Below are 12219 nucleotides of genomic sequence, written 5' to 3'. Positions count from 1 at the left end.
GTTCTGTACCTTAATCAAGAAAATAATGAACGTACTGCAGGGTCTGTAACCCTGTCTGACAGGGTCGGGGGCTCTACGCTTTGTGTGGCCGCACCGCTGTAACCAAAGTGCGCACTCTTTACCAGATAATCGCCCGCCGTTCCCGACTCAATCTTGTTCGCATCCAGTGTGATATAACTGCCCCCCGCGTTCAGCGTGATCTTCTTTTTTGCGGTGATCTGGATTTCATCTTCGGTACTGGTGATAGTAATGGCCTTGCGGGCCAGTAACTCGAACAGGTCGTTCTGCGCCTGTACGGTGATCGGCCCCTGATTGGCAATCAACTTCATCCCCAGCTTGCGCACAAAAACGCTCAGGGTATTCCCCACACCGATAAAGAAGTTTTTGGCTACGCTGACATCCGCATTTTTACCCGCCGTGGCGATCAGGTTCTGATTAGCTGACAGTTGCAGATGTTCACCACTGGTCAGGGCAATCCCTTTGGGGGCGCTCAACAGTAAAACCGCGGCTTTTAATTCATTCAGGTTTTGCTGCAACAAATGAATTTGTGCCTGCACGTCTGCCGGGTTGGCGCTGGCACTTTGCGCATCTGTTGAAATACCCCGCATCTGGTCTTGGGTGCGGTTCAAGAGGTTGATGGCCGGTTGCATCTCCAGCACCTTGCCCTGTGCCTTGGCCTGCCCATCGGCGCTGATAAATATCCCTTTCTCCGCGCGTATCGCCCCAAACAGGTCGGTGCGCAGCTCAAAGCCTTCCCCCCGCTGCTGCTTTTCGCTGTCGACCAGATGCCCCAGGTTAAGCTGGCTCTTACCGCCGAATTCCGTGCTGACCTTGATATGCTCGCGGCCTTTCTCATCGCTCAGCCGGATCTTGTTATTCCGTGGGGTCCTCAGGACGTTGCGCTTGTAGTTGCGGATAGTCACAGGGTCGCTGTGCGCCGAGTCATGCAAGGCGTGCGCAATGTAAGGCCTATCCGGATTGCCACCTTCAAACGCTATCGCCACTTCGGTTCCAGCCAACAGCGGCAGGTGCAGGCCGTAGGCGTCTCCCGCGTAGGGGCGAGCTTGCCGAACCCACAGGCTTTCATACCCCTGCTCCCAGGTGTCGCGGTCAAACAGCATGTTGACCCGGTAACGTCCCTCTTTGTCGATATGGCTGTAAGGGTCGTTGGCGGTGGTGCTGGTCACCCGTGCAGGCAAGGTGCCCGCCATGGTGGGCTTGCTGATGAGCGCCGGGCGAAAACAGTAATCCTCCGAATAGGGTATCGCGTCAAACGCTACCTCAAAGCTGCGGTCACGGCGGGCGGAACTGCGGGTACGCACGATAATCACGCCTTGGGTAAAGGCCGGGGGGGCATGTGGACCAGTGACTTTCAGCTCTAACCCTGGTACCAGGCTGGCGGTATTGGCAACACCGGAGAAGCCTGTCTGGTTGTTCAGGTAGCGCTCATGACGCAGACGAGCATAAAAAGCCCCGCTTTCCGGCTCCGGGTCACGCCCTTCACTGCCTGCCGTCAGGTAGTTGTCCGCGTAGTGATACGCTTCACCGTAGGTGGTGGCGTCACCGCGGGTCACATCCACCTGGCTGCTCAGGTCTGCAATGGCGGTGCGGTAGTTGTAATCGTGGGTGCTGACCGATTTCTCCACCACCTGGTGGCTGCTGGATAAATCCCACACCGATTCAACACCGCTGTCATGCATGCCGGACGGGGGCACTGCCTGCAGGGTAAGTCCCTGCGAGTAATGCTGCTGGTCATCGTAAAACTCCACCACGTCAATGTTAAGCTTGGGGTCGGCGGTAAAACGGAACCAGATACCTACCTCCGCCAGCAAGCGGGTGATAAAGGTCAGGTCGTCTTCGCCATACTGCATCACCTGTTCACGGCGAGGGTATTCGTTAACCAGCGTAAAGACAAAATCCTGACCGCGCATGTCGTGGCGCTCGCGCAGGATTTTCTCCACAATGCCCGGCACCGAGATGTCCTGATAGATACAGTTCTGGTGGCTGCGCGACAGCAGAGCCAAACGCGGTTGCAGGCAAACTTCATAACGGCTTTCATCTTTCGAGGTAGAAAGGTGCTTAAAACCCGTGATGATGCCTTGAATGACGCGCTGCGGCTGTTGGATAGCCACGCCAAACGCCTTCACCACCGTGGCTTGCAGGGTGAGCGAGGCATCCTGCATCAACATCGTCGCCGGGCCGATATGCTGCTCGCTGCTGCTGAATTCGATGGCATAGCAGAAGGGGGCGCTCAGGGCTTCTTCCGCGCCAAAACCGACCACATCCAGCGGGGCCTTGTTGCCGCGAACCGTCAGTTTATGGTGGCTGTGGTCGAAGGCGATAGCAGGGATTTTGTCACTCATTGCTCTTCTCCGTTAAATTCCAGCACAATGCCGTCTTCTTCATCCCAGCCCAGTGTCAGGGTCTTGGGCGTCTGCTTCGCCGCCATATAAGTCAGTAACTGCTGGCTCAGCACCGGCAATATCTGCTGGTTGAGCAGGCTGTCGACATTACGCGCACCGGTATCCGGCAGCAGACAGGCGGCAGTCAGTGCGTCATACAGACTGTCGCCTATGTGGGCCGTGAGCCCGTAGTGGCGTTGCAGGCGTTGACTGACCTGATGCAATTTCATCTGTACGATGGTGCGCATCGCTTCCTGCGCCAGTGGGCGGTATATCACGGTCTGGAAGCGGGCCAGCAACGCAGGCTGGAAGTGGTCCCGCAGTACCGGGCGCAGCAGGTCGTGCAGGTCGCCTTCGGTGGCCTCGGGCTGTTCATTCAGCAACTGCATCAGCGAGTCACTGCCCAGGTTCGAGGTCATCAGGATCACCGTGTTGCGAAAATCAATCTCACGCCCTTCACCGTCGCGCATAAAGCCGCGGTCAAACACCTGATAGAACAGGTTCATCACATCCCGGTGGGCTTTTTCCACTTCGTCCAGCAGCACCACGCTGTAGGGGCGTTTGCGCACCGCCTCGGTGAGGATGCCGCCCTGGCCGTAACCGACGTAGCCCGGCGGTGAGCCTTTGAGTTGGCTGACGGTGTGGGGTTCCTGGTATTCGGAGAGGTTGATGGTGATCAGCGATTTCTCCCCGCCGTACAGCACGTCTGCCAGCGCCAGCGCGGTTTCAGTTTTGCCGACACCGCTGGGGCCAACCAGCAGGAACACCCCTTGCGGGCCGTTCTCCGGTGTCAGGCCGGTTTTGGCGGCACGCAGCCGTTGGGCGATGGCATTCAGCGCCTTAGCCTGGCCAACCACGCGGGTGGCCAGCGGGTGTTCAAGCGTCAGCAGGTCGCTCTGTTCGTCCTTCATCAACGACGAGAGTGGCACCCCGGTCCAGTCGGCAATCACCGTGGCCACCGTCCGAGGGTCGACATCCAGTGACAGCAACGGCATTGAGCCCTGCAGGGTAATCAACTGCTGCCGCAGTGCCACCACCTCCGCCGACCGGTTCGGATCCTGCCGTACTACCAGAAGCTGTTGCGCCAGGGTGCGTTCCTGTTCGTAACGGTGTTCCAGGGCGTGTTGCTCGCACAACAAGACCTCAATACGGTCACTGATGTCCGCCAGTCGCGTCGGTTCGGTGTCGGCACACAGTTGGTTATCGGTTTCTATCGCCTGCTGTTCCAGTTGCAACGCCGCCCGCTCGGCCCTGACCTGCATCAACACCTCCGGTTCCGTATCCAGTCCCATGCGCACCCGCGCGCTGGCGGTATCGAGCAGGTCTATCGCCTTGTCGGGCAGTTGGCGACCGGTCAGGTAACGGCGCGACAGCGTGACCGCCGCCTTTACCGCGTCATCGGTAATATGGACACCATGATGCTCGGCATAGCGCGATTTCAGCCCGCGCAGCATCAGACAGGCGGTGTCGTCGTCCGGCTCGTCCACTTTCACCATTTGGAAGCGGCGCTCGAGGGCGACGTCACGTTCAAAGTACTGTTTGTATTCGCTCCAGGTGGTAGCCGCAAGGGTGCGCAGTTCGCCGCGTGCCAGCGCCGGTTTGAGCAGGTTGGCCGCATCCGCGCCACCGGCCTGATTACCGGCACCGATGAGCGTGTGGGCTTCGTCGATAAACAGCAGCACCGGGGTCGGCGAGTGTTGCACTGCCTCGATGACGTTTTTCAGCCGCTGTTCAAACTCGCCTTTGACGCCCGCCCCGGCTTGCAGCAGGCCGAGATCGAGCGTGCGGAGGCTGACGGTTTTCAGGCTGTCCGGCACGTTGCCCTCAGCAATGCGCAGCGCCAGCCCTTCCACCAGGGCGGTTTTCCCCACGCCCGGTTCACCGACCAGTATCGGGTTGTTTTTGCGGCGACGGGAGAGGATATCCACCATCTGGCGGATCTCGGTGTCGCGCCCGAACACCGGGTCGATCTGCCCGGCTCTGGCTTTGGCGGTGACGTCGAGGGTGTATTTATCCAGCGCGGCCTGCAGGGCTTCGCTCAAGGTGTGACCCGCGAGGTTAATGCTGTCGCTGTCGGCAGTGGGTTCAGTGAGCGAGGAACTGGGTAGATTGAGGCTGGCCTGTTGTTGCCGTTCGGGGCGTTCTTCCGATTGGTTGTCGAGCAGCGGGCGCAGGCGCTCAAGCTGGCTGGCGGTGAGGGTGAGGAGCGGCCAGATGCCGTCACATTGCACCAGTGTGGGGGTTTCCAGCAGGGCGGTTAATAGATGTTGACTGCGGATCTGGTCATCACCGGCCAGGCTGGCGGTCAGCCAGGCCTGTTTCAGCAACGTTTCCAGTGAGGCCGAGAGTGCCGGGCGGCTGCGCACCGAGCGGGGGTGGTCGTCCAGCCAGCCGAGTAACGCCTGCCAGACGGCATCCATATTCCACTCATAACGGCGGGCCAGCACGGTGAGGTCGCCTTCGCCCTGCTCCAGCAGTTTCAGCAGCCAGTGTTCCGGGGTGATCTGGGCATGGGCACGGGTCTGACACAGCGAGGCCGCGCCTTCCAGCGCACGGGCGCAATAAGGGTTCAAACGGCGCAACAAAACAGCAGATTGACTTTCCATATCGATTCTCTCTTGAGGGTGTTCAGGTTCGGGCACGCTACCGCCCTTCGCTGTCAACCAAAGCGCATAAGGTCGTAGAGGCAGGGTTCGGATTTTTTCATAGCACCCGCACGCAGGCACTGTGAAAAAAGCAGACGACAGCGCCGTCTGCAGTCTGTATTACGCGGTAGTACGCTCGTTCCAGGAATCGGAATGAATGATGTTGCCGTCTTTGTAGGTCCAGGTGATTTTTTCGTAACGCAGTTCGATGGCTTCGAGGTGGTTATGCTTCTCTTTGGCCGGGTCTTTGACGTCGTGCATTTTTGGCGCAACTTTCACCAGTTTGACGTTTTCCAGTTTGGTGTTGAAATACTCCACTTCCTGGCCCGCGTCGTTGATGCGATACCATTTGAACTCGGCGGATTTCAGGGTCTGGCCGGTGGTCACCGCCTTGTACAGGTACGGGCTGGACGCATCGATTTCCTTGGTGAACAGGAACGGGGTGTGGATACGGGTGCCCGTCAGTTTGCCGGTGTTGTTGTCGGTCGGGATATACAGGTTGTGCTCCTGAGCCACCACTTCGATGCTGCCTTCACGGTCTTTCACATCGACGGAGCCTTTGATGTCGGCACCGCCGTCGTCCTTCAGCCACAGATAAACAGGAATTGCCATGGGTTACTTCTCCATTTTTTGAGTGAGTGCGTCGTCCTTAGCCGATAACGCGGGGGGAGAGTCTGCTACCTGGCAGGCATCTGCCTGCGGTACCAGACTGATTTCAACACGGCGGTTGGCCGCACGGCCTGCCTCCGTGTCATTGTTTACCACCGGGCGGCTTGCGCCATACCCCTGAACGGCAAAACAGGTGGGCGACACGTCGCTGGTGTGTAACATCCAGTCACGCACCGCTTCGGCCCGTTTGAGTGAGAGCTGCTGGTTGGTCTGTGCATCGCCGGTGCTGTCGGTGTGCCCCGTTGCTACAATCAACCAGCCCGGTTTGGCTTTGATGTTGAGCAGCGCACTGACCAGGACCTTGGTTGAGCCGGGTTTGAGCACCGCTTTGCCGGTGTCAAACAGCGAGAGGCTGTCGAGGCGCACGGTGTGTAGAACAGACTCGGCAATGGGGGCTGTCGGGGAGGTCAACGGCGGAACATAGCGTTTGATCGCCGCCAGTAGCGGCTGACGCAGGCGTTCACCTTGGTACAGTCCCAGACTCAGGCGCAGGGGTTCACCGTTGCGGAACCCGTCATTGAGCTGTGCCGCATGTTGCCGCAATATCTCAACCGCCTTGGCTTTTGCGAGGGGATCTTTCGCATCCACACTGTCGTAATAGCGAATATCGAAGACGATACGGTGCAGTAATTGCTGGTTGTGCCACGCGCTGCTGCATAAGGCCAGCACGACAGCCCCCGTCAGCAAGGTCACTGCATGGCGCAATGTGCGCTGGCGTGACGATACACCGCCGCCGACCGGAAGATCGGCAAAGATAAAATCAGGTAGTCGCACAGTGTCTTCTGCGGCTTGCGCCGGATGCCAGCCCGCCACTTGCGTCAGGGCGGTATGGGTCACCAGCCACTGCTGCCAGAGAGAGGCAGGTTTGAGGCCCGGTAACCCGGCGACGTGATGCAGGAGCACCTGTTGTGGGACGATGCAGGCAACGTCGTCATGACGGGCTTGCAATACCGGTAGCACCTGTGCCTGTAGCCACTCATGGTGGTGGCGGAACAGCACGGTCTGTTGCACCCGCTCCGCCTGTTGGCTATTGCTGCCTTGGCGTTGCCAGTAGGCCAGGGGTTCCGGCAGGGTGAGAGTCGGCCATACGGTAACGGGCTTCGCCTGCTGTTGGGAGAGCCACTGAGGGGCATTAGCGAGGCAGGTCGCCACCGTACTGCACAACAGGACCGGTAACGTGCAAGAGGTCTCTCGGCGCAGTTGCATCCGTTGCCAGCGTAATTCATGTAACACCGTGGTGAGTGTGCGTTCGTCCGTCTGTTGCTGTGGGTTGACCGAAACCATCACGGCCAACTGTGCTGCCCACGCGGGGCGTCGCCACAGCAGTTGCCGCGTAAACGGGCTCAGTTGGCTGATGTCATCCACCCGTAACCAGCATCCCTGAGCGCCCTGGTGCAGGTTGCCGCTGCCAAACAGCGAGGCCAGGCCGTCACCACAGACCAGCACCACGGGCAAGCGGTAACTCTCGGGCGGTAGTCCGTCGAGCCGGGTGTCGTTCAATGCCGCACTCGGCTGGCGGCCCGTTCGCCAGATGCCGACAGCACCGGTCAACATCACGAGCAAGAAGGCTATCCAGCGCCAGGGGGGGGAGAGAGGCAGGAAAAACAGGCAGAGGATGCTGGCCAATAAGCCAGCCCATAGCCATAGACCCCATCGCCACCGTGGACTCATGATGCTGACCCAGGCAATAAGGTCGACAGCAGGCCAGACAGCCAATGGTCTAGCCCCCACCACAATAATACCACGGCCAGCCCGGCCAGCCCCACGCGCACCGGCCAGTGACGCAGCCACGCGTCAAGGTGGTTGCGGGACGTCGCGTTCGCCAGCACCGGGCGTGACGACGCAAAGCCGAACTCCGGGACCCGGGCGGAGAGCTGTTCGACCAGTTGTTCACGTTCCGTCACCGCCAATGAGCGATAGCCGCCCAAAAAACCCAGCATCAACACACGGTGAAAACAGGTCAGTACCGCACTGTCCGGTGCCGCTTCACGCAACACGGTACGCATCCGCTCATAGAGCTGATCGCCCGCGTTCAAGGTGCTGAAAAAATGGGCCTGTAGCGGGAAGTCGCACCACCTGAAGTAGGCATCATCCTGCACGTCACGCCCTTTGACGGTTTCATCCAGCACCGCACATTGGGCATACATGATGTGCTGGCAGTTTTGCGCGCTAACACCGGCGTCGGTTAACGTCTGATGAACGTGTTCGATACGGTCAACGCAGCGCTGCCAGAACCTCTCCCCGTCGCCTTCCTCGCAGGCTATGCCCTGACGCAGGCTGATCACCTGTAACCAGGTATCCTCTAATAGGGCATCAATATCCACGCACGGGGTGGGTCTCTTTATCGATTGGCTCATGCGCGCAACACCGCAAACAGTTCAAGCTGAATGTCACCCAGTGTACCCGGCACGTAGAACACGCAGGTGCCAGAGGCCATCATCTGCTTCGCGGCGGGGTGGTTGAGATCGAGGGAAAAATACTGATTCTCCAGCCGCAATGGCATCGCCGCCGGAACATGGCTCAATGGGCACAGTGGTATACCGCTCAACGACACGTTCACCACCTTGCCGACATCATCTGATGCTCCGACCTTACACAATTGCGGGAACTGGCTTTGCAACTGTGCCGCAGGGAGCGAAGAACGCACGGAGAGGTAGAGGTCCACCTCTTCACGCAAGCGCGGATCATGCAGTGAAGCACGCCACTGGTTGATACGCGGCTCATGCAGCAGCTCAATCGCCAGCACCCGTGAAGGCAGGCTCACTTCCAGCAGCAGATTCAGCAAACTAAACAGGGGCGGGAATACAGCCGTCAGGCGATCATGCTGATAGGCTGGAATGGCGGTGATGTCATGTTCCAGAGAAAAGGTCAGCAGGCTTCCTGCTAATCTGGCCAGTTCCTGATACAGCCGCTCAGGGTGTACCTGTGGATAGCGCTGAAAGTTTCCCAGCACCGGCTCGGCGCCGTTCAGGGCATTGAGTAACCAGAACAGCGAGACATCGGCCACGGCAAAGTCGGCCATACGCGCATTGCTTTCACGGCGCATCCCCATCAAACGCTGTAAGCGCGCCCGCAACTGCACCATCAGAATGTCCAGGCGTTCACCGCACCAGCGACTGGCCTGCAGGCTCAGCAACGGAGGAATGAAGTTGGCATCCAGCGCCCAGCGACCCTGCGCATCCTGCAGTAATCGGGCGACCGGACAGACCTGATAATCGCCATTTTCCTGGGTATCCAGACGCAGCGTCAGCTCATGCGTCATGACGGCGATCTGTTTCTTATCGTCACCATACTGGTTTTGCACGTCACGCCAGGCCTGACGATAGCGTACCGGGCGTTCGGCACGCTCATCGGGCTGCAGACAGTTACCGCCGTTGGCATAGCACTGGGGCATGGCAAGCATGACAAGAGTTTCAGTCGCGGCAGCAGGAAGGCAGGCAGCCAGTGTCAACGTCGGTGGCAGTAAATCGGCACACTCCGTGTCGATCAATACCCCGTCCTGAAAACGGACATGCAGACGTTCCGCTTTCAGACGTCCCTGAGCCAGCGCCTCCGGTTCAAACGTGGCGTGAAGCACGCCCCACGGATGGAGGATGCCCATCTGCGCCACACATTCGTTGGTCCAGGCCTCCAGCGAGGCCTGTTGCTGGAACTGTTGCGGGGATACCAGGACCCCGCGAGTCCATAACGGACGATAGATTTTCATCGCGTATCCACTTATGCCTTAGCCTTCGGCATTTGTGATACCAGCGACAAGTCCACGTCCATGCCTTCCACCTGGAAGTGCGGTACGGCATACAGCTTGACGCGGAAGAAGCCCGGGTTGTCTTCGATGTCTTCCACCGTCACCTTGGCGTCACGCAGTGGGTGAGAAGCCTGCAGGTCATCGCCCGGATCGGTCATCTCGGTCACCAGCCCGCGTACCCAGGTGTTCAGCTCCAGCTCCAGCACACGGCGATCTTTGGTGGTGCCGATGTTCTCGCGCTGAATGACCTTGAGGTAGTGGGCTATGCGGGACAGCAGGAACAGGTACGGCAGGCGCGCATTGATGCGGCTGTTGGCCGTCGCCTCCGGCGTGTCATACAGTGCCGGTTTTTGTGCCGAGTTGGCGGAGAAGAAGCAGGCGTAGTCGCGGTTTTTGTAGTACGACAGCGGAATGAAGCCCAGGTTGGCAAACTCGAACTCGCGGGTTTCCGGGATCATCACTTCAGACGGGATCTTCACCTGGTTGCCGGTACCCAGATCGTACAGGTGGATAGGCAGGTCCTGCACCGCACCACCCGCCTGTGGGCCACGGATTTGCACACACCAGCCGTTCTGGATGAAGCTCTTCACCATGTTGGCCGCAAAGGCGAACGAGGCGTTGGTCCACAGGTATTTCTCGTGGTCCGGGCCTTTCACCTCTTCGATGTAGTTGAAGCTGCGCACTGGCACGGTGTCCGGGCCATACGGCAAACGACCCAGCACGCGCGGCATCACCAGGCCGATATAGCGGCTGTCGTCCGTTTCGCGGAAGCTCTTCCACTTGATGTATTCGGCGCGGTCAAAGTAGTTGCCAATGTCTTTGATCGCGGCAACGTCTTCCATCGACTCCTTGAGGAAAAATCGTGGCCCCGCAGAGCCGATGAATGGCATGTGGGCAGCCGCAGACACTTTTGATATACTGCGCATCAGCGCCACGTCCTGAGCAGACGCATCAAACTCGTAAGCAGAAATCACCGCACCAATCGGCTCACCGCCCGGCGAATCATACTCTGAAACATATGTCTGAAGATAAAGACCGCTCTGGCTAATCTCCGGGGCATCTTCAAAATCCTGACGCAAGTCTTCTTTGGAAATATCCAGTAATTCGATTTTGACGTTCTGACGGAAATCGGTTTTATCGACCAGTGACTTCACGCCTCTCCACAACGACTCTACCCGCTGAAAATCAGTGTGGTGCATCACCGCATCCAGTTGACGGCTGATTTGTTCGTCCAGGGTAGCGATATGGTGGTCAAGCAGGGTTTTGTCCAACTTGTCGACTTGGGTGCCAGATTGTTTCAGGCGTTCCAGGAACACCTGCATCGCGGCGGTGACTCGCTCATCGGCGCTGGCATCGGACATCGCCTGGTTATCCTGCCAGATGTTGAGGTCACTCAGGTGAGTAACCGGGCTGAGGTTGATTTTTTCAAACAGGGTGGCATACACGCCCTGCGCGGCAGGGGCTTCTTTTTCCGGCATGGTTTCTAACGCCGTGGCGTGAGCGCCCGCAGAGGTATTTTCTTGTACAGACATCAGCATCTCCTTTATCATTCCAGGGCCATTAACGGTCTTGTGGGGCTAACGCCGCCAGTTCAGCACGCAGTTCATCACTCAGCGCCTCATCGCGCAGGATGGCTTCGAGCGCCTGTTTGAAGGTGCGGTTGTCCAGCAGGTTGGATTTAAGGTCACGCAGCAGGTTGCGCATCGCCAACATGGCACGCAGTTGCGGGATTTGACGAGCTACCTGTTCAGGCTCAAAATCTTTCATGCTGCTGAAACTGAGGTTGACGGCGGTGTCGTTGCCATCATTGGCGAGGGTGTCAGGCACCGAGAGGGCTAATGTAGGTTGTAACTCTTTCAAAATACTATCGAAATTATTTTTATTGACATCTATCTTGCTTCGTTCTGATAATGGCCGGTGTTCCTGCCCATTACTGTAATCACCCACCGCCAATAATTTCAACGGTAATTCAATTTTCTTCTGTGCGCCCCCGACATGCAGGTCCAATTTAATATTAACGCGTGCTTTCGGTACTTCATTTTGGTAGGAATTATTCATCTGTTCTCCAGGCGTTCAGAAAAAGTAAATCTGAAATATGCACAGGCAATCTGAGGTCAATACAGAACGACGGGATATATCAGATACGCTACAACTACAACTACAACTACAACTACAACTACAACTACATCAGTCAGATGTGGCACAAACACCCTAGAACAACGGGCGAAAAATGCAAAACATGGCCCACTAGAAAAACGTGGCACCGGAAGTCAGTGTAAAGCCGAAAAATGCAGAAATTTCAGATACGCATGTGATTTTTTAATATAACAAACAGGTTTTTACATAATCAATTTTTATTAATGTGTTTTATTGGACATTATTAATTCAGGTAACATCGCAGAGAATGCTTTGCGGATGGTGAGTCTGGGGCGCAAGAACTTCCTGTTCTTCGGCTCGGATCACGAAGGTGAGCGAGGGGCGTTGCTGTACAGCTTGCTGGGGACATGTCGCCTGAATGGCGTCGATCCGGAGCATTATCTCCGTCATGTGCTGAATGTGATCGCCGACTGGCCGATAAACCGGGTCAGTGAGCTACTGCCGTGGCGTATAACACTGCCAACAGAATAACTTACCCGACCCAGTCAATACGGCCTTTGTTGGAGGCTTACTTGCAATTTATGGTGCCAGTGTGTAAAAAATCGTACCGCCCACCTCAATGCAGGGAGTCAGGGCACTTTTTTCATTTGCGGAGTGGCCG

Annotated in this window: 8 protein-coding genes and 1 pseudogene; 1 reads left to right on the top strand and 8 read right to left on the bottom strand. The window is 57.6% G+C overall.

Annotated elements, in window-relative coordinates; genetic code table 11:
- Positions 1-14 precede the first annotated feature (14 nt).
- The 8 genes from vgrG to tssB all read right to left on the bottom strand — a co-directional run bounded on the left by vgrG (position 15) and on the right by tssB (position 11519).
- On the bottom strand, positions 15-2363 hold the full coding sequence (gene vgrG / locus KGP26_RS11035; RefSeq protein ID WP_223497936.1) for a type VI secretion system Vgr family protein: 2349 nt from the start codon (positions 2361-2363) through the stop codon (positions 15-17).
- Entirely contained in the window at positions 2360-5008 is a 2649-nt protein-coding gene (gene tssH / locus KGP26_RS11030) for a type VI secretion system ATPase TssH (RefSeq protein ID WP_223497937.1), read from the bottom strand. The genes vgrG and tssH overlap by 4 nt, the downstream gene beginning before the upstream one ends.
- 159 nt (positions 5009-5167) lie before the next feature.
- A complete protein-coding gene (locus KGP26_RS11025; protein ID WP_223497938.1) occupies positions 5168-5659 on the bottom strand; it encodes an Hcp family type VI secretion system effector in 492 nt (163 codons plus the stop codon).
- A gap of 3 nt (positions 5660-5662) precedes the next feature.
- A complete protein-coding gene (locus KGP26_RS11020; RefSeq protein WP_223497939.1) occupies positions 5663-7387 on the bottom strand; it encodes an OmpA family protein in 1725 nt (574 codons plus the stop codon).
- On the bottom strand, positions 7384-8073 hold the full coding sequence (gene tssL, locus KGP26_RS11015) for a type VI secretion system protein TssL, short form (protein ID WP_223497940.1): 690 nt from the start codon (positions 8071-8073) through the stop codon (positions 7384-7386). The genes KGP26_RS11020 and tssL overlap by 4 nt, the downstream gene beginning before the upstream one ends.
- On the bottom strand, positions 8070-9422 hold the full coding sequence (gene tssK / locus KGP26_RS11010) for a type VI secretion system baseplate subunit TssK (RefSeq protein ID WP_223497941.1): 1353 nt from the start codon (positions 9420-9422) through the stop codon (positions 8070-8072). Before tssK ends, tssL begins: the two co-directional genes overlap by 4 nt.
- Before the next feature lie 11 nt (positions 9423-9433).
- Positions 9434-10999, bottom strand: coding sequence for a type VI secretion system contractile sheath large subunit (gene tssC, locus KGP26_RS11005; RefSeq protein WP_223497942.1), 1566 nt, complete (start codon positions 10997-10999; stop codon positions 9434-9436).
- Positions 11000-11021: 22 nt separating this feature from the next.
- Complete coding sequence (gene tssB / locus KGP26_RS11000; protein WP_223497943.1) at positions 11022-11519, bottom strand: type VI secretion system contractile sheath small subunit; 498 nt, start codon at positions 11517-11519, stop codon at positions 11022-11024.
- Between the two features lie 333 nt (positions 11520-11852).
- On the opposite strand from tssB, the pseudogene KGP26_RS10995 reads away from it, so the two are divergent.
- Positions 11853-12089, top strand: a pseudogene (locus tag KGP26_RS10995) (transposase domain-containing protein); the annotation flags it as partial.
- Positions 12090-12219 lie beyond the last annotated feature (130 nt).

This window comes from Serratia sp. JSRIV002, from assembly GCF_019968725.1.
GTDB lineage: Bacteria > Pseudomonadota > Gammaproteobacteria > Enterobacterales > Enterobacteriaceae > Chania > Chania fonticola_B.
This window is presented reverse-complemented; position numbering and strand designations above follow the sequence as displayed.